The 26,199-nt window shown below is 38.7% G+C and carries 24 protein-coding genes and 1 tRNA gene; 18 read left to right on the top strand and 7 right to left on the bottom strand.

Annotation, left to right across the window (positions count from 1 at the left end):
• Positions 1-65: 65 nt before the first annotated feature.
• Positions 66-524: a universal stress protein gene (locus UE46_RS15600; protein ID WP_077912550.1), complete on the top strand. Its 459-nt coding sequence runs from the start codon at positions 66-68 to the stop codon at positions 522-524.
• Positions 525-789: 265 nt separating this feature from the next.
• Here the strand turns inward: UE46_RS15600 and UE46_RS15595 are convergent, their stop codons facing one another.
• A complete protein-coding gene (locus tag UE46_RS15595) occupies positions 790-3,636 on the bottom strand; it encodes an immunoglobulin-like domain-containing protein (protein ID WP_036061475.1) in 2,847 nt (948 codons plus the stop codon).
• A 515-nt stretch (positions 3,637-4,151) separates the two neighbouring features.
• On the opposite strand from UE46_RS15595, the gene UE46_RS15590 reads away from it, so the two are divergent.
• On the top strand, positions 4,152-5,405 hold the full coding sequence (locus tag UE46_RS15590; protein ID WP_118907761.1) for a transposase: 1,254 nt from the start codon (positions 4,152-4,154) through the stop codon (positions 5,403-5,405).
• A 295-nt stretch (positions 5,406-5,700) separates the two neighbouring features.
• On the opposite strand, the gene UE46_RS15585 is transcribed toward UE46_RS15590, so the two are convergent.
• A complete protein-coding gene (locus UE46_RS15585) occupies positions 5,701-5,934 on the bottom strand; it encodes an IDEAL domain-containing protein (RefSeq protein ID WP_036063570.1) in 234 nt (77 codons plus the stop codon).
• A 324-nt stretch (positions 5,935-6,258) separates the two neighbouring features.
• Positions 6,259-6,528 carry a zinc ribbon domain-containing protein gene (locus UE46_RS15580; RefSeq protein WP_036063573.1) on the bottom strand — a complete coding sequence of 90 codons (270 nt, stop codon included), beginning with the start codon at positions 6,526-6,528 and terminating at the stop codon, positions 6,259-6,261.
• A 312-nt stretch (positions 6,529-6,840) separates the two neighbouring features.
• On the opposite strand from UE46_RS15580, the gene UE46_RS15575 reads away from it, so the two are divergent.
• From UE46_RS15575 to UE46_RS15540, 8 genes are all read left to right on the top strand, one after another.
• Positions 6,841-7,722 (top strand): ABC transporter permease, encoded by an 882-nt coding sequence (locus UE46_RS15575; RefSeq protein WP_411431076.1) that lies wholly within the window; start codon positions 6,841-6,843, stop codon positions 7,720-7,722.
• 16 nt (positions 7,723-7,738) lie between these two features.
• A complete protein-coding gene (locus UE46_RS15570; protein ID WP_036063576.1) occupies positions 7,739-8,713 on the top strand; it encodes a carbohydrate ABC transporter permease in 975 nt (324 codons plus the stop codon).
• 538 nt (positions 8,714-9,251) lie between these two features.
• A complete protein-coding gene (locus UE46_RS15565; protein WP_036061250.1) occupies positions 9,252-10,712 on the top strand; it encodes an ABC transporter substrate-binding protein in 1,461 nt (486 codons plus the stop codon).
• A gap of 255 nt (positions 10,713-10,967) precedes the next feature.
• Entirely contained in the window at positions 10,968-11,333 is a 366-nt protein-coding gene (locus UE46_RS15560) for a BlaI/MecI/CopY family transcriptional regulator (RefSeq protein WP_036061249.1), read from the top strand.
• A gap of 6 nt (positions 11,334-11,339) precedes the next feature.
• The gene (locus UE46_RS15555; RefSeq protein WP_143812897.1) at positions 11,340-13,277 is read left to right on the top strand and encodes a M56 family metallopeptidase; all 1,938 of its coding nucleotides are present in this window, start codon (positions 11,340-11,342) and stop codon (positions 13,275-13,277) included.
• A 356-nt stretch (positions 13,278-13,633) separates the two neighbouring features.
• Positions 13,634-14,383, top strand: a complete 750-nt coding sequence (locus tag UE46_RS15550) for a DUF975 family protein (RefSeq protein ID WP_036061248.1) — start codon at positions 13,634-13,636, stop codon at positions 14,381-14,383.
• A gap of 25 nt (positions 14,384-14,408) precedes the next feature.
• On the top strand, positions 14,409-14,762 hold the full coding sequence (locus UE46_RS15545; protein WP_051492955.1) for an iron chaperone: 354 nt from the start codon (positions 14,409-14,411) through the stop codon (positions 14,760-14,762).
• A gap of 14 nt (positions 14,763-14,776) precedes the next feature.
• A complete protein-coding gene (locus UE46_RS15540; RefSeq protein ID WP_051492954.1) occupies positions 14,777-15,136 on the top strand; it encodes an MmcQ/YjbR family DNA-binding protein in 360 nt (119 codons plus the stop codon).
• Positions 15,137-15,179: 43 nt separating this feature from the next.
• Here UE46_RS15540 and UE46_RS15535 read toward each other — a convergent pair whose 3' ends face one another.
• Positions 15,180-15,755, bottom strand: a complete 576-nt coding sequence (locus UE46_RS15535; protein ID WP_036061246.1) for a lipoprotein BA_5634 family protein — start codon at positions 15,753-15,755, stop codon at positions 15,180-15,182.
• 279 nt (positions 15,756-16,034) lie between these two features.
• Between UE46_RS15535 and UE46_RS15530 the strand changes: the two genes are divergently transcribed.
• Positions 16,035-17,324, top strand: a complete 1,290-nt coding sequence (locus tag UE46_RS15530) for an adenylosuccinate synthase (RefSeq protein ID WP_036061244.1) — start codon at positions 16,035-16,037, stop codon at positions 17,322-17,324.
• A 442-nt stretch (positions 17,325-17,766) separates the two neighbouring features.
• Here UE46_RS15530 and UE46_RS15525 read toward each other — a convergent pair whose 3' ends face one another.
• Positions 17,767-18,294 (bottom strand): GNAT family N-acetyltransferase, encoded by a 528-nt coding sequence (locus UE46_RS15525; protein ID WP_051492953.1) that lies wholly within the window; start codon positions 18,292-18,294, stop codon positions 17,767-17,769.
• Between the two features lie 158 nt (positions 18,295-18,452).
• Between UE46_RS15525 and UE46_RS15520 the strand changes: the two genes are divergently transcribed.
• A tRNA-Lys gene (locus UE46_RS15520) sits at positions 18,453-18,525 on the top strand.
• A gap of 225 nt (positions 18,526-18,750) precedes the next feature.
• The gene (locus UE46_RS16385) at positions 18,751-20,112 is read left to right on the top strand and encodes an AbiJ-related protein (RefSeq protein ID WP_233230948.1); all 1,362 of its coding nucleotides are present in this window, start codon (positions 18,751-18,753) and stop codon (positions 20,110-20,112) included.
• Positions 20,113-20,191: 79 nt separating this feature from the next.
• Here the strand turns inward: UE46_RS16385 and UE46_RS15510 are convergent, their stop codons facing one another.
• Positions 20,192-21,262 carry a tyrosine-type recombinase/integrase gene (locus UE46_RS15510; protein ID WP_118907760.1) on the bottom strand — a complete coding sequence of 357 codons (1,071 nt, stop codon included), beginning with the start codon at positions 21,260-21,262 and terminating at the stop codon, positions 20,192-20,194.
• 280 nt (positions 21,263-21,542) lie between these two features.
• Between UE46_RS15510 and UE46_RS15505 the strand changes: the two genes are divergently transcribed.
• The 5 genes from UE46_RS15505 (at position 21,543) to UE46_RS15485 (ending at position 24,899) form a co-directional block, all read left to right on the top strand.
• Positions 21,543-21,839, top strand: a complete 297-nt coding sequence (locus UE46_RS15505; protein WP_036061242.1) for a hypothetical protein — start codon at positions 21,543-21,545, stop codon at positions 21,837-21,839.
• 19 nt (positions 21,840-21,858) lie between these two features.
• On the top strand, positions 21,859-22,170 hold the full coding sequence (locus UE46_RS15500; RefSeq protein ID WP_036061239.1) for a hypothetical protein: 312 nt from the start codon (positions 21,859-21,861) through the stop codon (positions 22,168-22,170).
• Positions 22,157-23,593 carry a T7SS effector LXG polymorphic toxin gene (locus UE46_RS15495; RefSeq protein ID WP_036061237.1) on the top strand — a complete coding sequence of 479 codons (1,437 nt, stop codon included), beginning with the start codon at positions 22,157-22,159 and terminating at the stop codon, positions 23,591-23,593. The genes UE46_RS15500 and UE46_RS15495 overlap by 14 nt, the downstream gene beginning before the upstream one ends.
• 14 nt (positions 23,594-23,607) lie before the next feature.
• A complete protein-coding gene (locus UE46_RS15490; protein WP_036061236.1) occupies positions 23,608-24,006 on the top strand; it encodes a hypothetical protein in 399 nt (132 codons plus the stop codon).
• Between the two features lie 65 nt (positions 24,007-24,071).
• The gene (locus UE46_RS15485) at positions 24,072-24,899 is read left to right on the top strand and encodes a hypothetical protein (protein ID WP_143812896.1); all 828 of its coding nucleotides are present in this window, start codon (positions 24,072-24,074) and stop codon (positions 24,897-24,899) included.
• Between the two features lie 479 nt (positions 24,900-25,378).
• On the opposite strand, the gene UE46_RS15480 is transcribed toward UE46_RS15485, so the two are convergent.
• On the bottom strand, positions 25,379-25,990 hold the full coding sequence (locus UE46_RS15480) for a restriction endonuclease (RefSeq protein WP_118907758.1): 612 nt from the start codon (positions 25,988-25,990) through the stop codon (positions 25,379-25,381).
• Positions 25,991-26,199 lie beyond the last annotated feature (209 nt).

Below are 26,199 nucleotides of genomic sequence, written 5' to 3'. Positions count from 1 at the left end.
GATGAAAATTTGCGAATCGGAAAGTGCGCGACTATAATAGAATTAGTAATAGAAATCTATGTTAGATGGGTGGAAGTATCATGACGGGAAAAATAAGCAAGCGTATATTAGTAACTATTGACGGATCAGAACAATCCAATGATGCATTTCAGGAAGCTATCAGAATTGCGGAATTAGAAAATGCTAGTTTGGTTTTTTTTACGGTGATTCAAGAAATAATGCCGAATAACGAAGAACTCTATTTATCACTTGATGTAAGGCCGGAAATGGACGATGTGTACAAAGCATTAGCTGAAAAAAGACTAGAAGAAATGACTGCTACGATTGATTCCAATCTAGAATATCGAAATGAAACGACACATGGTGATCCGAAACGAAGTATTATCCAATTTGCAAAAGAGAATGATATTGATTTAATCGTTATTGGTGCAACTGGAAGGGGAGCCTTCGAGAGGAAACTGGTTGGCTCTACAACTTCATATGTTGTCAACCATGCGACGTGTAATGTAATGGTAGTAAAATAATGTGAAGGAAGTTCGGAATATAATACTGATAAGTTGTCGATAAGTATTATTTGATAGCTTGAAATATTCCTTGCATGGTTAGAAAAAACTTGTTCTTTATTTTCAGTTACTATGTTGCAGGTGGTGAGGCTCGGATTTATGAAACAAGATTCACGATACCTTGCTTATTTTTGTCCTCATCTTTCTGCTGCACAAAAAAAGGCTACCGACGAAGTGTTTCCATACTTCGTCGGTAGCCTTTAATCAAGTCTTTTATATGATTTTATTATTGGATTGCTACACGAGCTACTTCTTTGTAAGCCATGTTCACAGCTACAATTTCTACTTTATCGGTGGCACTTGTGATGCTTGCAAGACCGCTGACTGTGAATGTGCCATTAGAGATGGCTGCTGATTTCACTACAGTGCCGTTTACAAATAAACGAACGGCAGAGACATCTTTTCCATAAGTGCCTGTAATAGTGCTAGCACCGAATAGATATGGATTGACGTTTAGCGCGTAATCATAGACGGTGTTATCTGTCTTTACAGTGATTGTTTTGCTTGCTACTTCTTTGTATTGTGCATCGACGGCGATAATTTTTACGACATCGGTTGCGTTTGTGATATAGTTGTTGGCACCTGCGATAGTGTAAGTGCCACCTGTTGTTGCGGCTTGTTTCACGACCACACCATTGACGGATAGACGAACTTTTGATACGTTAGTACCCATTGTGCCGTTGATTGTTGTATCTTTGTTTAATGTGAAATTGGCTGGGGCTGTTAGGCTATTGTCTAGTGTGTCAAAACCTGTTTTTGTAACCGTGATACGATTTTTCTCGTTGTACTGAGTATCGACACCTACAACTTCTACTACATCTTCTTTATTTTTGATAAAGCTAGCGATGTTGGTAAATGTATAGTTGCCGTTACTTGTTGTTGCTTGTTGCACGACAACACCATTCACCCAGAGACGTACTTTGGAAATATCTTTACCGTATGTTCCCGTCAGGTTTGCGGAACCTTTGGCATAGCTATTGGCTGTTAGGGATGTGTCTAAAATAGAAGTGCCTTTTGTTTTCACTGTTTTGCGAGCGATTTCGTTGTAAGTCGCGTTTACACCCACGACTTCGACTTTATCGCTTGTCAATTTCACAAAGCTTGGGACTTTATCAAATGTGTAGGTGCCATCTGCGTTTGTTGTAGCTTGAGAAACGACTACATTGTTTACCCATAGGCGGACTTTCGAGACATCTTTGCCGTATTTACCAGTTAATGTGGCATTTCCTAATGTGTAATCATTGGCTGTCAAGCTGTAATCGTAGACTGGATCGCCAGTAACGGCTACGGCTACGCGTGCACGTTCGACATAAGAACCATCAACGCCAACAACTTCAACTTTATCGGTTGGTTTCGTGATGAAGCTGGCGATGTTAGGGAAAGTGAATGCGCCATTGCTTGTCGTTGCTTGAATGATGAGTTTGTCATTCACGAAAAGACGTACTTTGGCAATATTTTTGCCATATGTTCCTGTGAGGTTCGCAGTACCAACTTTATAGCTATTCGCTTTTAGGCTGTAATCAAGAGCTGCTGGGATGAGCGTGCTTGCGCTGGATGTTTTGCCATTTGATGCTTTTGTTACCATTGCGGTAATCGTGGAGCCTGCTACTTGAGGTGTAATGGAGACCAGATAGTTACCATCACTCGCTACTCTACCAGAAGCAATTGTCACAGTACCATTTTTGATGACGATGTCGCTGTTTGCTTCTCCTTTACCAGATACCATTGTAGAATTTGTTGTTAGTCCACCAATCGTAGTAGGAGCGATTTGATTAAACAAGTCATTGGCGTTGGCAATATCCCCTTGTAGTTTTGTTTTGTCTTTGCTTGCTGCTAGGGCGTTTACTTGTGCGCTAGCTGAGTCAATCATCGCTTGTGTTGTGCTATCTTTCAACAGCGTGTTCGTTGGGGCGTTGCTGAATAGGTTATTCACGCTTGCTGTAGCTTGTGCTATTTCTGTTTTTGCGGCCAATTCTTTTTTTGCTTTGTCGATTTGTTTTTGCAATTCGCTACGAACGATTGTATCAGTTGCTGCATTCACTTTATTTTGTGCGGCATCAATCGCTGCTTGATTTGTTGTGTCTTTGATGGAGTTAGCCGGGTTGTTATCGATGAATAGCGCATTGACTGCTGCGATAGTGGCAGGGTCAACAAAGCTACCAACAGTGACTGGAATAGTTGTCGCAATCGCTGTATTAGTGGCAGATGTTACGGTGATATTGGCCTTTCCAGACCCGACTGCTTTCCAGTTCCCGTTACTATCGACAGACATGACGGATGTATCGCTAGAAGAGTAATTAACTACTTGGGATGCGTTGGCTGGTAAGACGCTTGTCGTCATCTTTCCAGTATCCCCTTGTTGTGGATTGGTATTTAATCCAGTTACATTGAAAGTCACAGCTGGTATTGTGTTTAGCGAGATGGGATTAATTGCTCTACCTACATAGCCCATATATACACCTTGAGAATTGTAAAGAGTAAATGATAATAGTAAAATGTCTGGAGAATAATCTTCTGTTGGTATAGTGAAGGCAAAGTTTCCATTGGCATCTGTAAGAGCGACAGGGACGCTACGAAATGGGGCTGCATCTACTAATAGAGTCGTGTTGGGACAATTTTCCAACTTCCCAGTTACTTCTCTAGTAGTTTTATTAAGAATTGGTTGGAAATTCCCGACATTAAAATCATCGACATCTTGTGTTATTGTTGTCCCATTATCGAAAGTCACCTTCACTCGAAAAGATAATTTTCTCGTGCCAATAGAAGTAATAGGGACCGCGTAGTTACCAGAAGCATCAGCCGAACCTGTATATGTGTTGTGCAGTTGCCCCAAAACTGTATCGTAGACTTCAATTGTTACATTCTTTCCAGCATCCGATGGTACATGCCCAGTTACTTGTGTGTCATTTCTTGATACATAGTTCACTGTAGCAGCTGAACTAGCTTGCAAATTGGTTGTTAATTTCTGTTCTGCCGCATGTGTTTGTACTGGAGGTAAAGCTGTGATGATACTGCTTGCTACTACGTTTGTTACAACAAGTGCAAGTGCGATTTTCTTCATATTCTGTTTCATTGTTTGTATTGCTCCTCATTATTATTTATTTTTGTGTCGGAAAACGACTACTTTTTCAGTTTAACATCCTGAATTGCTAAAAAAAATACAGTACTTCTTGTTTTTAGATTTTTTATTTGTCAATATTGTTACATACTTGAACTAATTAAACTAATTTCAAAACTCCTAAGCCATGGGAATCAAGAGATTTGAAGAAACAAAAAAGAGGAATTTACCTATTTTTTTCAAAACCATCACCTTGGACAGTGGAAAGGATTTCTCTCGGGGGAAACTAACTGCAATCGACATAACATGACTATCTTCTTTGCAGATGAAGAAAAACCTTGTCACCCCCCACTCAATGAGAGATCCAACAGGATTCTTTGAAAAAACGGCTTATCTAAACAAATGAACTAAATTCATAACTCCTAAGCCTTGCGGCTCAAGAGGTTTAAAGCAACAAAAAAGAGGAACCTCCCCATTTTTGATATAATGTTAGGTGCGAGCCAAACAAAATCAAAAAGGAGTGATCCCTCATGGCTATTATACACCAACCAACGTTATTTGACATGGAAACTTTATTAACACTAGAACCAATGAAACGATACAGTGAAATTTTCTCCCCATTACCGCTCGTAAAGATCGTACGGTTATTTGATAAACCTACTCGCATGGGAAGACCCTTGAGCCTCAACTATGAAGCGACGTTCAAAGCGCTTGTGATTCGTTATGTAGAAGGCATTCCAACAATCAAAGCACTTGTAAAGCGTTTAAATGAAGATCTTATGTTTAAGATGAATCTTAGATTTCTATACTCGGAACATGTACCATCAGAAGCTTCTTTTTCTCGTTTCACACATGTGTTATCGCAACATGTAGATGTCCTTCAAACAGTAAATCATGTGTTACTGGAACAAATCGATGCCATAAATGGCTTATTTTCAGAGCAATTAGCTATAGATGCGACGCATTTCTCCGCACATGATAAAGCGCATAAAACAGATAACCCAAAGCTACCATCGGTAGCAGAACAATTAACAATGTCATCAGAAGATTTGATGCGAACAATCCCAAATAACCCAACATGGAGCATCAAAAAGAACAGCAAGGGGAAAAATATGTTTTGGTTTGGCTACAAGTTGCATTTAGCTGTTTCAACGACTACCCAATATATCGTGGGCAGTTTACTTTCTGCAGCCTTTGTCTCGGATTCATCTGTTGCAATCCCTCTTTTAAGGCAGGTAACAGCTATTGGTAGTAAACCAAGTTATATGATGATGGACAAAGGTTACGATGTGACGGCAATCTACCACGCGGGCCATCAGTTAAAGATAGAACCAATCATTGATTTTAATCGGCGTCGAGAAATCACGAGTGGAGAAGTGAATGAACACTTTCATCCTACATGTTTTTTAGAATATCCCTACAAATATGATAGTGTAGACAAACGTTATCAAGCGCTGAAGTTTACTAGTCCGCAGGACAAATGCCAAACCTGTCCACTGAGAGATGAAGGTATGTGCCAAAAGGTGATCAAAATAAAGCAAACAACTAATCTTCGGAAATATGCGGTACCTGCGCGTGGAACTCAAGCTTGGGAAAAGCTTTACAGCCTCCGAAGCGCTGTGGAACGAGTAAATGGCTATTTAAAAAATAATTATCAGCTATCCAATGTCCGTTTTAATGGTGGCAAAGCCACGGCCACGCATGTAAGCTTGATCCAGTTAACCTATAATGCCGTCAAATTTGCTGTGGAACGCCTGACAAAAAAACAACTCCTGAACGTTTAAAAATGAAAAATCATAAAATTGGATTCGTCTAATTTCGAATAAAAAGCGACTTATGAAATTGATTCAAATGGATTGTGACACGATATTTCAAAAGGAAGTCAATGAGGTTACTTTGGCTCGAAATAATTGACCTAGAAAATTGCTGAACTATTTGACGCCCATTGAGTATTTTCTGCAGCATGCGGATGTATCTCGCTTAATTTGACAAATAAGAATACAAAAAAGGATAGAACAGCTGTTGATTTTAGATCAACTCTTGTCCCATCCTTATTATTTTTGAAATATATTTGGTGAATTACATACTCAGCTGCTCATCTTGCAATCGTTTCATCCGAGTAGTCAAACGATAAAAACGCCGTCTATTTTGAGTTTCCAAAGCAAGATCAATCTCGTTTTGGATCCGTTCCATCCGCTGTTTCTGCGCGAGCATTGTCATGAAACAGTCGATGAACACATCCATAACGATTCTTTCATTTTCGAGCTCCTTATATTGCTGGGACATTGCTTCAGATATTTTCTTAGCAGACATGACAATCACTCCTTCAAAGTGTATTTTGGAAATTATTAATAGACAATACCACGTTATAAGAAAATTGAAACATTTTTAATTAGCGGAATTCTATATAATGGCATTTTTTAAAAAGGAAGAAATTTTCTTGTTGCAATAAAATATGAAGGAAAAGCGGGAAGGAATGATTGACCTATGACGGAAAAATGAAATCTTTGATGACATGTTGAATAGTCGCATCAACGGCCGTGTTGTGGTTGTTTTATATAAATAACTCTCTATAAAAAAGAGGAGAAACATGTCATGAAAATGGCACGTCTCTCCTCTTTTTTATAGTTGTATATTTTAACGCCAACGCTCTAACTTTTTCAAGAATTTCTTAGTATACATTTTATTGAGAAAAAATTTCCCGACTTTACTCATATCAGATTCCTGAAATCCTTTTAGGCTTATTTCGTAAAACTCGTCAAACGTTGCATCAGGGTTTGTCCAGCTCCCCATTTCATAACATTTCAGACAGTATTTTTCCGAGCGAGTACCATCTTTTTCGGTACCAAATTCTTCGGGTTTATTCATAGGCATGCCGCAACTTTGACACTGTGGTGATTTTGCCATTTTTCATTCCTCCGTTTCATTTATGTTTCAATAGTAGAAGTCTAGTATAGCGTACTCTAGATATGGAAACAATAGGTAGGTTGGAAATTTTCATACAGATATAGCACGGCCCATTAAAGCCACAGAGGAAACGTGCTTGATGGTGAATAAAACACGAATACTAATTTTGTCCACAAATCTATATTTCTCCCACTATTCGCACAACCCTTAAAAAAGGTACACTTAGTATGTTGAAAACACTTACAAAAGCGGGGGTGACACGAATTGAAGAAGTTCTTCAAAAAGCTCTACGCCAATAAAATCTGGTTATTCATGGTTTTACCGGGAGTCGCATGGTTTGTAATCTTTGCGTATTTACCGATGTTTGGAACTGTGATTGCCTTTAAAGATTACCGCGTAGATGGAAACGGTTTCATATCTAGTCTGATGAGTAGTGACTGGGTAGGGTTAGACAATTTTAAGTTTTTATTTAGAACAGATGATGCATTTATTATTACCAGGAATACCGTACTTTATAACTTAGTGTTTATCATCGTTGGACTATTACTTGGCGTGGCTTTAGCGATCGTCTTTAACAGTTTAGTGAACAAACGCATGGCAAAAGTGTATCAAACCGGTATGCTATTTCCGTATTTCTTATCATGGGTTGTTGTAAGTTACTTCCTTTACAGCTTCTTAAGTGAGGATAGTGGACTACTTAATTCGATGATTGTCGCGTTTGGTGGCGACCCGATATCGTGGTATAGCGATCCACAGTATTGGCCATTCATCCTAATTTTCATGAATATTTGGAAGGGTCTCGGTTACGGAAGTATCGTTTATCTGGCTGCGATTGCAGGTATCGATCGAAATTATTACGAAGCCGCGATGATCGATGGCGCTGGCAAATGGCAACAAATTCGCCACGTAACGATTCCAGCCTTAACACCGCTGATTATCATTTTAACCATTCTGAACGTCGGCAAAATTTTCAACTCCGATTTCGGTCTGTTCTACCAGCTTCCGCGAAATTCAGGGCCACTTTTTCCAGTGACGGATGTTATTGATACATACGTTTATCGTGGTTTAACATCACTAGGCGATATTAGTATGAGCGCTGCGGCCGGGCTTTACCAGTCAATTGTTGGCTTTATTCTGGTCATGCTCACAAACTATATCGTGAAGAAAATCGATCCTGAATATGCCCTATTTTAAAACGGAGGTGAGTTAATTGGCAGAACAAATCGAGAAAGTTGAGCAGTTAGAGCAAGTCAATGGCGACCTCCAGCTGCCGAAAAAAGGTAAACGTAAAAAACCTGATGTCGTGGATTTCGGTCCAAATATGAATGTAGCTATGAATATCTTACTTGGATTTCTCGCGATTTTGTGCGTATTTCCATTCTTGTATATCATCGTTATTTCATTCAGTAGTCAAGATTCGCTCGCAACAAACGGATTCCAACTCATTCCAAGCGAGTGGAGCACGGATGCTTATCAATATCTCTGGAATATGAAAGGTCAGCTATTACAATCATACGGCGTAACAATCGTGGTAACCGTGGTCGGAACTATTTTCAGCGTAGCCATGATCGCTCTGTACTCCTACGCGATCTCACGTAAACAATTCGCCTACCGCAAACAATTCACATTTTTCGCCTTCTTCACGATGCTTTTCAGCGGCGGAATGGTGCCAGCATACATCGTTATGACCCAAGTACTCCAACTGAAAAATTCAATCTGGGCACTAATCCTGCCCCTCGCAATGAACGCGTTTTACATCATGATCATGCGAACTTTCTTCATCCGCTCGATTCCAGAGCCGATCTTAGAAGCCGCACGAATCGAAGGCGCAAGCGAACTGCGAATTTTGTGGAAAATTGTTTTACCGTTATCTCTACCAGGAATCGCGACAATCGCCCTTTTCAGCACGCTAGGTTATTGGAACGACTGGTTTAACGCTTCACTATACATCGACAATCCGCAACTCGTTCCACTGCAATCCTTGTTGATGAAAATTGAGAATAACCTAGAGTTCATGCGGCAAAACGCTGATATCGCCTTCACATCCGGCGCTCTAAAAGGCATACCGCAAGATGGCGCAAAAATGGCGATGGTCGTAATTTCAACAGTACCAATCGCGATTACGTATCCGTTTTTCCAAAAATACTTCATCAGCGGACTCACTATCGGCGGCGTCAAAGAATAGCCCAGCGGGCTGAGGAACGCTTATCTACGTCGTTAAAGACTCCGTTCCGGTGCTCATGTACAAATCGTACATTCCGCTCCGGTACTCGCCTTTGCCTAGTATCTAAGCATTCCTCAGCCCGCTGGGGTTTGGCGATGCAAGACGTGTGAAGGACATTAAAAAACTATGACATTAGAACATCAAGACATCAAGACATCAAGACATCAAGACATCAAGACATCAAGACATCAAGACATCAAGACATCAAGACATCAAGACATCAAGACATCAAGACATCAAGACATCAAGACATCAAGACATCAAGACATCAAGACATCAAGACATCAAGACATCAAGACATCAAGACATCAAGACATCAAGACATCAAGACATCAAGACATCAAGACATCAAGACATCAAGACATCAAGACATCAAGACATCAAGACATCAAGACATCAAGATATTTAAACATCAAGATATTTAAACATTTTTAAGGATTTGTGATAAAATGGGGTTCTGAGTTTGGCTTGGAGCCCTGATAAAAAGGGAGGATTTTTGATGAAGAAGAAAATGTTTCTGGTTATGATTTTGAGTGCGATTTTGTTGGTAATGGCGGCTTGTGGTAGTGATAAATCGGCGAGTGGGGATAGTGAGGTTACGCTGAAATGGTACATGATTGGGACGCCTCAGAAGGATCATGATGAGGTGATGAAAGAGGTTAATAAATATACACAAGAGAAGCTTGGCATTGGCGTTGATATGACGCAAATTGACTGGGGCGACTACGGTAGCAGAATGCAGACGATGATTAATTCAGGTGAAAATTTTGATATCGCTTACACGGCTGCGGGAGAGTTTGTTTCCTACGCTCAAAAAGGCGCTTTTATGGATATTTCTAAGTATGTTGATAATGAAGGTAAGAAGATGAAAGCCGAGTTAAATAGCCAGCTTTGGAAAGGGGTGACGATGGACGATAAAGTCTATGGCGTTCCTTCAAACAAAGAAATTGGCGAGCAACAAGTGTATGTTTTCAATAAAAATCTTGTCGATAAATATAAAATGGACGTTTCGAAAGTGAATTCATTCGCCGATCTAGGTCCGCTTTTGAAAACAATCAAGGAAAACGAACCTAATGTGACGCCAATCGGTGGAAACAAAGACTTTAAGCCGGTAACGCCGTTTGATTATTTGATCGACTCAGCGGTTCCGCTACCGTTTGCAGTGGATGAATACAATGACACAGGCAAAATCGTGAATTTTTACGAGCAGCCGGAAACGATTGATATTTTGAAAGTTTTGAATGGGTATTATAAAGATGGTTATGTGAGTAAAGACATTGCGACATCAACGGATCCGTGGTCTTACGAGAAGGATAACTGGTTTGTGCGTATTGAGAAATATCAACCGTACGCTGAATCGATTTGGGATAAGCAAACAAATGGTCAGTATAAAGTTGTGACGCAACCAATCATGAAAACGCCAATCGTGAAAAATAGTTCCGTGACAGGCGCGATTCAAGCGGTGTCTGTAACGTCGAAACATCCGAAAGAAGCTGTGGAATTCTTGAATCTTTTGAACACAGATCCATATTTGCGTAACTTGGTTGACAAAGGAATCGAAGGCACGCATTATAATGAGCTTCCAGATGGCAGTATTGAGGATCTACCAGCACGTGTAGAGCGTTATTCGATGCCAACATACGCGCTTGGAAATCACTTTATTTTGAAGAGATATTCCGATGAGCCAAAAGATAAATGGGAAAAATTCAAAGAGTTTAATGAAGAATCAAAAGCATCGCCAGGACTAGGATTCTATTTTGATCCGAAAAGCGTCCGAACCGAAATCGCCTCAATTACAAATGTGTGTAATGAGTTTGGGCCGGCACTTCTGACTGGGACAGTAGATCCAGACGAGTATATGCCGAAATTTAAGAAGAAGCTAAACGATGCAGGGATGAAGACTGTAATGGCGGAGATGCAGAAACAGTATGACGCGTTTAAGAAAGAGAATAAGCAGTAAGTGATGAGGGCTGTGTTGAGACTGTGGGCAGAAATGCGCGCAGTCTCAATTGTTTCTGCCCCATTATGGTTCTCTAATTCAGCAGCGCCGTTAGACAATAGAAGAACAGCCATCTAATTACTTCCGTTGAGGTGAAGGTTAGATGGCTTATTCTTTGTCTTAAAACTAATTTTCAAACAAATGCTTGACTTTTAAAAACTACAACTGTAGAATGTAATTAACGACAAATGTAGAAAATGAAAGGAGGAGGAAGAAATGAAGCGATTACCAGATGCAGAGTTTGAAATTATGAAGGCTGTTTGGAAAAGCTCGCCGCCAGTATCGACAAATGAAATTATCGCGGTGTTGGATGGTGACAAGCACTGGAAACCGCAGACTGTCCTTACTTTATTAGTGCGCTTGATTGAGCGGGACTTTTTAGAAAGTGAGAAAGTTGGGCGGGAAAGGGTTTACACGCCGATTGTCACCGAGGAGATGTATCTTCAATCGGAGACGGAGCAGTTTATGGATAAGCATTACAATAATTCGCTGGTGGGTCTCGTTAACACGCTGTATAAGGGCGGCGATATGTCAGATGATGATATTGACGAACTAAAAGACTGGCTTTCAAAAAGGAGTTGATAAGATGTGGGGAGAATAACATATAACATACTAGAAGCATCCATTACAATGTCGATTATCATTGTGCTAGTCTTACTATTCCATCACTTCTTTGGTAAGAAATATTCAGCAAAATGGCGCTACTACATTTGGTTTGTTGTGCTAATCGGATTACTATTACCATTTCGATTCGAGTTTGAAAAGGCTTTGATTGAAGCGCCGATTATTACGGCAACCAGCGTGAGTGAGCCGCCAGTGACGGATACTATGAATGAAATAACGAATGTGAACCAGGTAGAAGCAACTACAGTGGTACCAGTAGCAGAGCCGTTTTGGACGCTACCAGTCATCTTATTTAGCATTTGGCTTGCAGGATTCCTCCTTTTTCTTGGCTATAACATTTGGAAACACTATAGCTTTTTGCGAATGGTGAAAAGATGGACAACGCCAGTAACGGACGCCTCTATTTTAGCATTATTTGAACAAGAGAAACGCAATGTAGGGGTGGATTCAAAACATATTGGTATACGCATGTGTAAATTTGAAATTAGTCCGATGTTGATTGGTTTCCGAAAGCCAACGATTTTATTACCGGAAAAACCGATTGACGCAGAGGAAATGGCTCTCATTTTGCGGCATGAACTGGTACATTTTAAACGCAAAGATTTGTGGGTGAACGCAGCACTTTTAGTTGCAACAGCGATCCACTGGTTCAATCCGTTTGTATATCTGATGGGTAAAGCGTTCCAGAATGACTGCGAAGAATCTTGTGATGAAACATTGCTAACCGGCGAAGACATGGAGAAACGAAGAACGTATGGTGAGGCAATTATTGGCCTGATTAGAAATAAAGATGTAAGACAAACAGCACTATCAACTAATTTTTATGGGGGCAAGAGAACATTGAAAAATAGACTAACATCAATCATGGATACAGGTAAGAAGAAAGCAGGCGTGGCGGTACTTTGTCTAGGAGCTACAGCAGCGGCAGTTGTACTATCAGGAAGCCTATTTTTGAACCAAGGTAGCGAAAAAGCGGAAGCCTCAGAAATTTCAGCGGCACGTGCTAAGCAAATCGCCTTAGCAGAAACAGGCGGCGGAACGATTGTGAAATACAGCTTAGATTACGAAAATGGCAAGAAAATGTATGATATCAAAATCGTGAACGGTAACACAGAGTACGAAATGGATATCAGCGCAACCGATTCAAAGATTTACAGTTTTGAGAAGAAAACAATAAAAGCGGCAACAACAAACGCTGCACTCAAAGTAACGCCAGGAAAAGAAATCACAATCGAAAAAGCGAAGCAAATCGCACTAGCGAAATCAGGTGGCGGAACAGTTACGAGCGCGAAAGTTGATTATGAAAATGGCAAGAAAGTCTTTGATATCAAGATTACAAATGGCAACGTGAAGCATGAAATGGACGTTAACGCAACGGATTCAAAAATTTACAGTTATGAAAAAGAAACAATCAGAACTGTAGCTAATAACAATAACGGCACGACAAATAATAAGGCGCAAACAACAACGCCGAAAACAACGACACCACCAAAAACTAACACTACAACACCAAAAGCAACAGAAATTTCAGCTGCAAAAGCGCAACAAATTGCCCTTGGAAAAACGGGTGGCGGACGTGTTACGAAATCGTATGTTGATTATGAAAATGGCCGTAAAGTATACGACATCACAATTGTGAACGGCAACTACGAGTATGATTTGGAAATTGGTGCGACAAATTCAGTTGTATATAGCTTCGATAAAGAAGTAATAAACAAAGCTACAACTCCGCCACCAACAAAACCGTCTACAGGTGGAAGGGCAACTACTAATAATGGAACATATAACAACTCCGATGACGATGATGACCGTTATGATGATGATAAATATGACAACGATGACGACGACAAATATGATAATGATCAAGACGATGACAATGATGATAGGTACGATAACGACTAATATCAAAATCGAGTAATAACTATGAAAACATCTAATTAATTCCTATAAATGGAGTGTTAGATGTTTTTTTATTTTGCTGTCATTGATGAGAAATTGTCGTATAATCTGCTCATTGTTCTATAGGTTATGTGGCTGTTCTTGGCTGCTCTTACAGGATATCTGAATGAGGGGCTATGAAGGATGGGAAATGGAAATAAATGAATTCGACTGTTACGACAATGGAGGTAACAGGTATGATAATGACTAAAATAATAAGGTGGTTTTTCCGATATTCGTTGTTATGAGTCGCCGTTTTGAGATATAATAGTGGTGACTGTTGGCATCAGCAGAATGACTTGAAGATAAGGGGATACATAATGAAAAAGATAGCAAAGCAACGTTTAAAGGGAGTTTATTTTTATTCGGTTATTGTTTGTTTGGTTTATATGTATATTATGGGCGACCTAGGTAGGACCATTTTTGGGTTGGTTTATAAATATACTATGAGCAGCCTAGGTACGACTTTTATCATATTTGGAGACTGGACAAGTTCTATTCCGACACTGGGAGAACTGCTACCAAAATCAAATCTGACATACATTATTTTAGGAGCTCTCTATCTTGTGATAATTTTACCAGTAGTTGCGTCAATTAAATGGTTTTTCTTGGATGTCGCAGATGGGGAAAAGACAAGTTGGCGAGTTATTACAGGAGTTTTTACACGAACGAATTATTTGCGATATTTTCAGGCTAGTTTATTGATTTTGATCTTTGTCGTATGCTGGACATTCCTTTTATTCATATTTGGATTGGTGAAATCATATAGCTATTCCCAGACATTCCGATTAATGCGGGATAATCCTGATTTAGGTGCGCTTGAGGCAATTACGCTAAGTCGTAATCGGATGAGAGGACATAAATTCAATCTTTTCCTGCTACAACTAAGCTTCATTCTTTGGTTTATCATCCCGATTGGCGTTCAAATTGCTGGTATTGCGACGGGAAATCAAAATCTAGAAGTCCTCGCAGGGTTCCTATATTTCGCAATACTTATCTTCATAGGGCCGTATTACCAAACCACGAACGCCGTATTTTATCGTGAAGAGATCAGATACGCCCCCTTGTAAAATTTCAGAGTTAGGAGGAGTTAGCATGATTGAAACCGTAGACCAATATATCGCGGAGTTAGAGCTGGATGAACAACGGAAATGGACGATGACATTTGTTTCGTTTATGCGTGAAAATTATCCGGACTTCGAGGAGAAAATTTCGTATCAGATTCCAACATTTAAGTTTGGAAAGCAATATATTGCATTTTCTAATGCCAAAACTCATTTTTCAGTGCATACGCTGGATTTTGAGTTGGTTTTAGAAATGAAAGATCGACTACCGAATGCGAAATTTGGTAAGGGTTGCGTGAAAGTGAAGTTCAAAGATGATGACTCGATTCCAGAGCTTTTTAAACTTTGTCGGGAAATTGTTGTTCGAAATCAAATAGGAATGTAAGGAGGAATGTGAAGGTGGCAGAATATCCAGGAATTCACGAGGCGGCGCTTAGCTTGAAAGGCGCGACGCACGATTACAAAGAAGAATGGGGCGCCGATCGCTTTTTTGTAGGTGAAAAAATGTTCGCGATGCGTGGAACGAACAAAGAAGGCCGCGATATTCTCACGGTCAAAGTGGAACCGAACCAAGGCGAAATTTTACGGTCTGAAAATGCGGCAGTGATACCGGGCTACTACATGAATAAATCCCACTGGGTATCGGTTTTGCTGGATGAAGAGTCAAATGAGGAATTCCTAGCGAATTTACTTGCACACGGCTACGAACAAGTCTTACGAAAACTCCCGAAATACCGTCAAAAAGAGATAGAAGGATAGCAAAAAGAGATTATCGCAAGCCTAGACCTGCGATAATCTCTTTTTATGAATTAAAATCAACTAATTGCACGCGATCAACATCTTTGAACTTTGTTATATAATCTGCCGCATCTTTTTTCATCGTCACAACGGCGATACTTTCTGCTTTAGCTTTTACGCTTGCCCACATGTTATCAGGAACGACAACGATTTTCTGCGCGTATGCCCTGGAATCTCCGAACGTAACATTACCGCCGTATGTGACCGGTTGCTTCTTACCATCCAGCGTGATTTCTGCCGCATCCTCTTTAGCGAACAGCAACATCTTGCCGTTTGTAGCAGGAAGTTCTTTCAACTTTTCTGTCTCATCAGAATTAATGATTTTTGAGAAAACATCCTCTTTTTGCATTTTTTTCGCGTCACTCTCTTGTAGGAAAATGGTCAACGTTTCATCCGCACCGTCCTGTTTTACCGCGTAAACCTGAGAAGAATCCACGTCCTTCTTGTTGCTTTCAAGCGCCTGAGCAACCTGATCATTACTGCCATACACGATTAATCCTTTGGCCTTGTTAAACATACAACCAGATAAAACTAGTAAAAGTCCACCCAGAACCATTCCAATAAGTAAAAATTTCTTCATAATTATTTTCAACTCCTACAAAATTTGAGCTCTGTTTTAGCTCTTAAACCTATCTTACCGAAGTTCGAGCTCAGGTTCCCTCGATTCGCGTGACATAACGTGTAACTTTTCTTACAATTTTGTAGCACACAGATTATTTACATATAGACGAACGATTTCTGCAATCCTTTTCCAAAACGTTCGATAATTCATTGACTAATGCGAGGACAAACGGTACAATTAGTAGTGGAAAAAGCTTGCGAAATCGAGCTTAAAAGACCAATTAAATGAGGTGTTTAGATGTCTTCAGTTGTTGTTGTAGGAACACAGTGGGGCGATGAAGGAAAAGGGAAGATTACGGATTTTCTTTCCGAGAATGCGGAGGCTATCGCGCGTTACCAAGGCGGTAATAACGCAGGCCATACGATCAAATTTGATGGAGAAACGTACAAATTGCACTTAATCCCATCAGGTATTTTTTACAAAGAGAAGATCAGCGTTATCGGTAACGGGATGGTTGTCGATCCAAAAGCCCTTGTGACAGAGCTAAATTATTTGCACGAAAAAGGCGTAAGTACGGAGAATTTGCGTATTTCGAACCGCGCGCACGTTATTTTGCCGTATCACATTCGCATTGACGAAGCCGACGAAGTCCGTAAAGGCGCAAACAAAATCGGAACTACAAAAAAAGGAATTGGCCCAGCATACATGGACAAAGCCGCTCGCGTAGGTATCCGGATTGTCGATCTTTTGGACAAAGAAACTTTCAAAGAGAAATTAGAGCATAACTTACAAGAGAAAAACCGTTTATTGGAGCGTTTCTATGAGTTAGAGGGCTTTAAAATAGAGGACATTTTAGAAGAGTATTACGAGTACGGTCAACAATTCAAACAATACGTTTGCGATACATCCGTTGTTTTAAACGACGCATTAGACGATGGCAAACGCGTACTTTTCGAAGGCGCACAAGGCGTTATGTTGGATATTGACCAAGGTACGTATCCATTTGTAACATCGAGTAACCCGATTGCTGGTGGCGTTACGATCGGTAGCGGCGTTGGCCCATCGAAAATCAATCACGTTGTCGGAGTAGCAAAAGCTTACACAACACGTGTTGGTGACGGCCCATTCCCGACCGAACTTGATAACGAAATTGGCGATAACATCCGTGAAGTTGGCCGTGAATATGGAACAACAACAGGTCGTCCACGCCGCGTAGGTTGGTTTGACAGCGTAGTCGTTCGCCATGCCCGCCGAGTGAGTGGTTTGACTGATCTTTCATTGACGTTACTTGACGTGTTGACAGGCATTAAGAAATTGCAAGTCTGCGTTGCGTACGAGTTGGATGGCAAGGTTATCGAAGAATTCCCAGCGAGTTTGAAAGAATTAGCTCGTTGTAAACCAGTTTATGAAGAGTTGGACGGTTGGGAAGAAGACATTACAAATGTGAAATCTTTGGATGACCTACCAGCAAACGCCCGTCATTACATGGAACGCATCGCCCAATTAACAGGCGTACAAGTTTCGATGTTCTCTGTTGGGCCAGATCGTTCGCAGACACATGTTGTTAAGAGTGTATGGCGATTATAAAGCTGTTCAGCTCCGAAAAAAACTGGAGTGGCCGCAGTAAAAAGCCGTTCTTGCTTTTTATGGAGGGCGTGAAGTTTTCGAGGAGTTGGCCGTAGAAGCTGGATTGGGTGCATGGAACATGACGGAGTGCAAGGAACGAATGCTCCCTACGTGCGCACTCATATTGAGGCTCTAAGGAAATACAGAACATTTCCTAAGACCCACAACAAAGCTGAAAGAGCCCGTTAGCCTCGACAGAATTTGCTAGAGGGCAAGGAACGAATGCTCGTTGCACTCACACTCATATTGATACTCTAAGGAAACAAAGTACGTCTCCTAAGAGTTATCAACAAATTCCGAGAGGCTGGCTCTAGAAGCTGGATTGGGTGGCACCAAGCACGACGCTAAACAAATCCACATTCAAAATCCAGATTCCCCAAAAAAGAGAAGTTAGGCACATCGCCTAACTTCTCTTTTTGATCGTGTACATAATCTCGTCTCCATCTACAAAATCTGAGTTCAAATGAAAATCCAATTTTTCCAATACCCGCACCGAACTCGCGTTATCCCGATGAGTCACACCATCAATCGCCTGCAACGAAAGCGCGCCAAACCCGTAATCCAGCACCCGCTCCACAGCCTCGCGCATATACCCCGCGCCTTGAAACGCCGGCAACAACTCATACCCTAAATCCGCACGATCCCCATCATTCGAAAAATTCCACAAACAAACAGTCCCGATACATTCATCCGTTTCCTTCAATGCCAAAACCCAAAAAATCGAGGCATTACTATCAATTCCCGCATTCATTTTATCCATATATGCGGCCGTTTCAGTAGTATCAAGATGCAAAGGCCTGTCCTGAAAAGCAGCAACCTCCGCACTCGATTTCAACGCAAAAATAGCCTCAAGATCAGCCGTATTCATGCGTCTTAAAAATAGCCGATCCGTTTCGAAATTAGGAAATGGTTGGAACGATAATGACTTCATGGCAGTTGTCCTCCTAGTTCTTTTGTTTGATCATAAAGTATTTGCGAGCAGAAATCAAGATTGTTCGGCGAAACATTGCGATTGTAACGTGTGAAATGTTTGCCAAGCCAGTGCGAAAGTGCTAGAATAGGTCTTGTCGATAAAATATTATATCGCACGGGTTGTTAGCTCAGTTGGTAGAGCAGCTGACTCTTAATCAGCGGGTCGTGGGTTCGATCCCCTCACAACCCATCTTAGAGCCTCAACGGATATCACGTCTGTTGGGGCTTTTTTGTGCGTAAATTTGTTTGTGAAAATCCTGAAAAATCCTTACAGGGAAAATCTTAGAGAGTTTATGGTATCAAGCTTGTTAGGAGTAATTATAAAATTCACCTGACAAATTGTGTATTATTGGATATAATAGAATTAGCTATATCAAATTACTTAAAGTTGAGTATATAAAGTAAACAAGAGGATGTGAACAATATCGTTTATATTGGACCATTACTAAGAAATAAACTAGTACAAAAATTATTAATAGAAGATATCTATGGAAATAGTGAATTAATCCCCTTTCTAAATAAGGTTTGGGATTTGAAGAATATGCCTGCCAAAGATAAGCGATTTAGAAATTTGGAAGAGGATATTAATCAACATATGATTGCGAATATTGACTATGATGAGGATTTTATGTACTTTACTTTATTAGATATCGAGAACATTAGCGATAGGCAATTCTCTGATTTTCTAGAAGAAATCGTTAGCCCGTATCTTAGAGAAGATGAGAAAGATCAGGATGATTTTGTTAAAATAATTAATTCTTTTATTTCAAAAGTAGGATTTGAAATGAAAGAAAGAGAATATGTAGATGGGTACCCTATTTATAAAATGGGAAGGCTAAGCTCTAATACTGTTATAGAAAATAAAAAACTAACAGAAATAGAATTATTAGAGAAAAAATTTAAGATAGATATCCCTTTTATTGAGGATGCAATCTTCGAGTATGATAGCGAGGATAGTAACATTTTTAGAGCTTTAAAAGGAGTTCAATCTAGCTATTTTGAAAAAGATTATATTGGACTAACTATATACTTAAAAAAAGTTGATGAATGGTTTAATGGAACATTTTCTGATGATAAGGGGCTTATGATAAGCATGTATAAACAAAATCATAAACTAGTCAACGCCCATCTTAAAATTAAAGATTATATAAATAACTTTTCAGATATTGGTAGTAAAAATTTATGTGAACGTCAGAATGTAGCAGAGTATGCTGTGGATTTAATACAGATAAAGGACAAAAAGTTACAAGTTTTTATATCCTCAACTTTTGAAGATTTACAAGATGAGCGACAAAGATGTATAAATGCAGTGCTGGATGCGGGACATATCCCATGTGGAATGGAATTATTTAAATCAGGTAGCGATCAAATTACAACTATAAAAAAGTGGATAGATCAATCAGATGTATATGTACTCATTCTAGGTGGTCGTTACGGGTCTACTATGCCAGATTCTGATATAAGCTATACTCATTGGGAGTTTGATTATGCTCTGAATAGTAATAAAGAAATATTATCAGTTCTCTTAAGCGAAGCATACTTACTTACAAAACAATCGAAAGCAGCAATGAAAAAAATAAAAATCAATCATATCGAGAGCCTTGAAAATCCAAATTATATTAAATTGAAGAATAAGGCTAATACATTGATTCGAGAAGAAATAAATACAATTGAGGAAATAAATGTAGCGGTTTTAAGGAATTTGTGGGACATATCTTATAAATTTGGGAATAAAAATATAGGTTGGGTCAGATTGGAAAATATTGGGTCGCGATGATTGTGTAAGCTTGTTTTATGTATAATAAACAATTATCGGGATAACATCTTGCCTTAAGACTATATCCCGATAATTTAAATTAAAACATCTTATCAAATTTATCACTCATGCTCTTTTGCTTATTTGGGAATAGGTGTCCATAAGTGTCGATAGTTGTAGTAATGCTAGCATGCCCCATCCGTTCTTTTATTGCAGTTATTTCCTCGTGGTTATCAATTAATAATGCAACATGTGAATGCCGAAAATCATGTAGTCTGATAGGTCTGATTCCAGCATCTTTGCAAATTTTCGTAATCTTTTTGGTTCCAAAACATTCACGTATAGGTGTATTTATACTGTATTGAAAAACAGTAATATCCTTCAAATCGGTTATCAAATAGGATTTCAATAAAGCTTCCTGACGCTCTTTCCAGTCTTTAAGCATCTCCGCCAATTTCGCATTAATAGTAATGTAGCGATTACTATTAGTGCTTTTTGGCGTGGTAACGATATTCTCGCCGTTCACCCGAGACATGGTTTTAGAAACGTGAATTTCATTTCGTCCAAAATCAATATCATCCCATTGTAATGCCATCATCTCCCCAGCGCGCATCCCAGTAAGATAAGCTGTAGTGAAGAAGACTTTATCAACATGATCCTTTTCATTAATAGCATCAATAAAGCACTTGAATTCCGCAGTAGTCCAGAATTTCATTTTCTGTTTAACGACTTTTAGTTTCTTGATACCGATACAAGGGTTCCGAATAATAAGGTTATCATCAACAGCGACATCAAAAAGTTTTTTTAGCAAAATCATGTGTTTATTAATACTATTGCTGGATAAACGTGTCTTTTCATCTTCGTTTAATAGCTTATCTCTGAATATTATGCAGTCTTTCTTTTCTATTTTTGAAACCATGCTTCCTTTAAAATAAGGCAGAATTCTATGGTTATAGTAACCTTTTTGTGTACGCACATAGGTTGGTTTTTGATCTACAATATAGTTAGCAAAATATTTATTCCCAATTTGCTCAAATGTTACTTTTAAACTCGTTACTAAGTTATTTTGGAAATATTGCTGTTTATAGTAACTTTCCAAATGCTCGGCTTCTGCCTTGGTTTTAATATTTGTTTTTTTTAATTCGGCGTTGTTTTTGCGCAATGGGATCATATCCTAAGCTCACGTCAATTGTATATCCTGTAACAGTCTTTTTAATTACCATGACAACTCCCCCCCCCTTTTGGAACGTATGTTCTCTTTGTGGGTAAATAAATATTGTAATAAGAGATAGAGTTTTTCTTTATCTATCTTGAAAAAAATACAAACAAGATCTAATAGTGCTGATTGATTTGGGAGGCTTTTCAGAAAATCTAGAACATAGCTTTTTTTATTAATTACGTGTGGTATAATATTTCCATAAGCACTAAAATAAGGAAGGATTGAGTAACAAGTGGCAAAGAAAATACAGTTACCAAGTGGCAGAATATCCGAACATGCGAGTGCAATCCAAACCACGACGAATACCTTGAAACTCCAACCAAAACCAAGCGTATCTTACTCCACAGGTAGTGCCCGCCAGTTAGTGGAAGGTGCTATGGAGTTTGCACAAATGACGGCATCTGCACCAACTGCGTTTCAAAAAGATACAGCGAATTTAAAAAATGTCGAAAAAGCATTCGTCGCGTCGGAAAAAGCATTGGGCGATATGCTACACAATGGAATCGAATGGATGGCAAGTAAAAAATAGGTCAGGGGGATACATAGAAATGCAACCAAGACAACGGGAAGAAGAGATTTGGGAAGAGCAAATCAAGAAAGAGCGACAATTTGAAGAGCTGGAACGACTGTTTGCAAAAACGAAACGAGCGCAAGAACATGTCTTGCATTTATTTCAAGATGCGTGGCAGGGAAATCGATCGCAACAGCGTTTAGGATTGATTGAAGAAACGATGACGGAAGAGTGGCAGAAACGGAAAAAACAGATGTACGCTGTAGATGATACTTTAAAAGAATCACGCCGAGCACATCAACGAGCGCAATTTGCATCGAGAGGGGCTAAGACGCATGCCAAGGATTGAGATTGGAGAAGTACGCTATTTTGTGGAACAGTTTTTGAGAGAAAGTGAGCGCTTACGAGGAGCATTGCAAGATTATCGAAAAGCTGTAGCCAAGCTGTTAGCGGATGATGAAATCAAAGGGGAATTTGTTGACAGTGCGAAAAGTTATTATGAAAAAGTACATTATCCGATTGTAGATACAACAACGGACTGCTTAACCGAAATGGATACGGTTTTGAAGAAATATATTCGAGATTTTGAGACGCAGGTAGATGATTCGTTCGGTTCACGCTTAGATTCGGATAAATTGGATGCCTTATATGCAGAAATTAGGCGATCGGAGAACTTACTAGATGAATTCAACCATGCGATGGAGTCGATGACGGGTGGTTTGAACATCGGGCAACAGATTGGGATGAAGCTGGGTCTTGAGGTATCTATGGGACAAATCAAAGAGGAAATCAAGATTTTAGAACGGTATCTTGATTTTGAGCATAGCCATACGAATATGATGGATGATGTGTTGACGCGGATGTATCAAGTGAAGACAGGCGTGAATGAAATCATGGCAGGAAAAGCGTTCAATGCAACGACACATACATACGATGCCAGTAAAATGCAACTAGGCTGGTTGAATCGTCTGGTACCAGAGAAGAAGCCGAAGAAAACCTATAACTTTGATGATTACACGAAAACGTTGGAGGGGAATTATTGGGTCTTAAGTAAAAATGGTATCACGAATCGCGAATCAGCAGAAGCTAGTATTGCCTACAATGATGGCTTAAAAGATGGTACGATTAAAGTAACATCTGAGGAAACTGGAGATTTTATGACAGATTATATGTTAGATGCAATGAAAGGTATCAATAAGTTGAACCCTGATGTGCCACTAACAAAAATGCAAAGCTTTTCAATCATTTCGTTTGTATTACTAGGTGGTATAACGATGAAAGGTGCAGGTAAAATGATACCTAAAAGTCATCTAGATGTGGCACAGAAAAAGTTGAAGATAAAAGAAGTTGAGCCTATTCAGACGATAGAAAATAGATATCCAAATGAACTACAGTCAGGAAAATCGTTTGACTATGTTTTGAAAAATGGACAAGTTAAAATTAGAGACGGTATAAATGAGGTTGATTTTATTATTGATAGAAGCGGCACACTCCAAGTAGGTAGGGGTCATTCCTATCTAGCTAATGGTGAGGATGTTTTAGCTGCAGGAAAATTAAAGGTTGATTCGTATGGGAATATAAGAAGGATTACTAATGAATCAGGTCATTATGCACCCACTGTTGCACATGCAAAAAATTATGAGCTGATATTTAATGATGCTGGGATTGCGACTAAAAATTCTTGGTTGGAAACTTATCAATTAGAGTTCACGAATTCTGGGTATGTCAATTTAGGGAACTTGAAGAAAATTGAATCTACTAAGCTGAAATAAAGGAGATGATCTCAATGGAAAAAATAACTCAAATGAACGAAGAAATATTTGCTGAGAACTTGTTGAGAGCTACTAATGAATTAAAAGAAAAAATGGGAATTCAAAGTACAGTAAATAAATTTATTATTGAGCCAGTTGAAGAAGAGGGGAAGATGTTGGACGGTGGAGATGAGATGATGAAGCGCTTGGTTTTAACAAAAGAAAACATAGGAGATAAGAAACTCTCAGTTAAAGATGTTGTCGGAGTCCTAGGTGGGCTTTTCCCAAGAGCGCCAATATGGATTAATATTTCTTTTATTGAGGTAGAGGAAGAAACAGCGATTTTTAGGCTAGACACTAGTTTAAGGTTCAGAAAACCAACACTGTTGAGAAACAGCGAAAGTGGACATGCACCTTTTAAAGTGATTTGTTAATTCTGTTTTAGTATCTATATTTCTCATTTAATGAAGATATGTTGAACTACAAGATATTTTTTGTAGTGAGAGGTACTGATATTGATGCAATTATTTTTGGAGGTTATATGACTATATTTCTTACAATTATTGGAGTCCCTATTTTTATCTTCACTGTGATTAGTTTATGTATTGGTGCTACCAATTTTATATTGATATTTTCAGATATATTTACAGGGAATAAATTTTTTCGCTATCAGTACGAGAATAAAAGGAAGGAGTTACAGTACAGAAATAGGTATAACATCCCTGCTATTAATTATATATTCTCTTTTTTTACTCTAACAGCCCTCATGGGTATAATTGGAAAGATGTTTGATATTGATTCAGTTTTGATTGCTTATTCTATTTCGATTTGTGTATATCCAGTTATACTGAACATAGGGATGTATAGAAAAACTAGTAAAATAGAGCAAGGTGTATATTTTAGGAATTTGTTAAAGAATCACAAAAAGTTCTTGCAGTTGTCCTTTTTACCATTAGCTTTTTTAATTACGATAATTGGTTTTTTATTCGCTTCAATGGACAAGATTGAGGGGTTAACAGGATGGACAATGTCGATAGAGAATTTATCTAAAATTATAGAGAGTATATATGATATGGAAAGTGCGGATGTAGATTCCCATTTTTTTCAGCACAGTCTTAAATTATTACTTATAATTTATATTTTTAGTGTTCCACTACAAGTCATAGCCTATTTTTGTAATCAGGTCAGCGAATATATATTTGAATGTGGTAAGGGATATAAAGCGTACTTTATACAGATTTGGAATGGATTTAAATGTATATTGAAACAAGCGGGGGGAAAAAAGAACAAGCAAGGCGATGGTGCGAAGAATAATGGTGAGTTTTAGTTGAGACATGAAGAATAGGTTGTCTGAAATAGTATTCTATACTCAAAAATTCCTAAATCTATAAAAATAACCCCAAAATCCATCAATATTCACAATCAAAACCCACTCACAGCAACATTTGAACCCATAATAATTCTAAAATTCAACTCTTAATCAGCGGGTCGTGGGTTCGATCCCCTCACAACCCATTTTAGAGTACCAAGAGTTTTCGCTGTATGCGGAGGCTCTTTTTAGGTTGCGAAACTGCAAAAAACTGCAAGTTGTAAAAAAATTAAAATAGGCTGTCGATATTATCAGACATACTTTTTTGCCGCTTTGGGAATAAATGACTGTAGATGTACCTCGTAGTTGTAGTACTGGCGTGCCCCATGTGCTCTCTGAGGGTTACTGACTCAATGCTGGCATATATTACTTTATTAAGAAGATAAAAAAGCTATCTAAACATAACGGATAGCTCTTGTATTTTTATGTTAAGGTATTTAATCTATAGCAGCTGTTTTTTTACAACTTAGACAACGATAATAATAACTTTTGGTTTTCGAAGAATTTTCAACGATCATTTTCCCGTTGTTGCAATGCGGGCAAGTGTTAAAATTTTCGATAGAATAGTTATATGATAAGGCTGCTACAAATTCGGGTGATACATTGGATATGAAATTAAATAATTTATCTCGTCCAATTAAGTCTATTTTTAAAGAGTTGGCTTTTTTTATAGTATTTTGAATGAAATAGGTTGTAGTAATTAATTGTAAGTGCTCTGCTTTGTGAATATGTTTTGCTTGTAGCAATTTATTCAAGACATCTTCGCCTATGTTTTTAGTTTTGCTAAGTGGATGTGAATGCTTAATTTGTATTGCTGTCGTAATATTCTTTTTTGTGATAAGTATGTCTGCGCCGCTATCATTGTAACCATCAATAATCTCAGTTTTATAATTTTGATAGTCATAGAGGCGTGCTATTATCTCTGTAAATCTATCATTTTTTGCTTTATCCCTTGATCTAGGTGGATTTACAAAAACATCAATGTCTTCATGGTCGAATTGAAATGGAGATTTTGTCTTTTTAAATAGAGATTCAATAAAATTATTCATGACTGTGTTCCCCCGTTATAATTTCATTTTATAAAATAACTAAATAGCTATCGTATGGTATCAACTTATAACTAAAGGATATCCTAAATTATTACAACTATCAAATGATAAGTGTAAATAACTTGTAGCAATTACGAGAAATAGCATAGAAATTAAGAATTCTCACGTACTAAGGTTAGGAAGTATATCGTGTTTTTTATATTACCCAA

The sequence above is a fragment of the Listeria weihenstephanensis genome (assembly GCF_003534205.1).
Lineage (GTDB): Bacteria > Bacillota > Bacilli > Lactobacillales > Listeriaceae > Listeria_A > Listeria_A weihenstephanensis.
The sequence above is the reverse complement of the archived record's forward strand: the minus strand, read 5'-3'. Positions and strand labels throughout refer to the sequence as shown.

Coding starts and splice junctions, on each gene's coding strand:
- UE46_RS15580 (WP_036063573.1), bottom strand. CDS start 6,528: ATGGCAAAATCACCACAGTGTCAAAGTTGCGGCATGCCTATGAATAAA.
- UE46_RS15525 (WP_051492953.1), bottom strand. CDS start 18,294: ATGAAGTCATTATCGTTCCAACCATTTCCTAATTTCGAAACGGATCGG.
- UE46_RS15495 (WP_036061237.1), top strand. CDS start 22,157: ATGCCAAGGATTGAGATTGGAGAAGTACGCTATTTTGTGGAACAGTTT.
- UE46_RS15585 (WP_036063570.1), bottom strand. CDS start 5,934: ATGTCTGCTAAGAAAATATCTGAAGCAATGTCCCAGCAATATAAGGAG.
- UE46_RS15490 (WP_036061236.1), top strand. CDS start 23,608: ATGGAAAAAATAACTCAAATGAACGAAGAAATATTTGCTGAGAACTTG.
- UE46_RS15595 (WP_036061475.1), bottom strand. CDS start 3,636: ATGAAACAGAATATGAAGAAAATCGCACTTGCACTTGTTGTAACAAAC.
- UE46_RS15600 (WP_077912550.1), top strand. CDS start 66: ATGGGTGGAAGTATCATGACGGGAAAAATAAGCAAGCGTATATTAGTA.
- UE46_RS15565 (WP_036061250.1), top strand. CDS start 9,252: ATGAAGAAGAAAATGTTTCTGGTTATGATTTTGAGTGCGATTTTGTTG.
- UE46_RS15530 (WP_036061244.1), top strand. CDS start 16,035: ATGTCTTCAGTTGTTGTTGTAGGAACACAGTGGGGCGATGAAGGAAAA.
- UE46_RS15480 (WP_118907758.1), bottom strand. CDS start 25,990: ATGAATAATTTTATTGAATCTCTATTTAAAAAGACAAAATCTCCATTT.
- UE46_RS15550 (WP_036061248.1), top strand. CDS start 13,634: ATGAAAAAGATAGCAAAGCAACGTTTAAAGGGAGTTTATTTTTATTCG.
- UE46_RS15510 (WP_118907760.1), bottom strand. CDS start 21,262: ATGATCCCATTGCGCAAAAACAACGCCGAATTAAAAAAAACAAATATT.
- UE46_RS15575 (WP_411431076.1), top strand. CDS start 6,841: ATGGTTTTACCGGGAGTCGCATGGTTTGTAATCTTTGCGTATTTACCG.
- UE46_RS15590 (WP_118907761.1), top strand. CDS start 4,152: ATGGCTATTATACACCAACCAACGTTATTTGACATGGAAACTTTATTA.
- UE46_RS15545 (WP_051492955.1), top strand. CDS start 14,409: ATGATTGAAACCGTAGACCAATATATCGCGGAGTTAGAGCTGGATGAA.
- UE46_RS15500 (WP_036061239.1), top strand. CDS start 21,859: ATGCAACCAAGACAACGGGAAGAAGAGATTTGGGAAGAGCAAATCAAG.
- UE46_RS15560 (WP_036061249.1), top strand. CDS start 10,968: ATGAAGCGATTACCAGATGCAGAGTTTGAAATTATGAAGGCTGTTTGG.
- UE46_RS15535 (WP_036061246.1), bottom strand. CDS start 15,755: ATGAAGAAATTTTTACTTATTGGAATGGTTCTGGGTGGACTTTTACTA.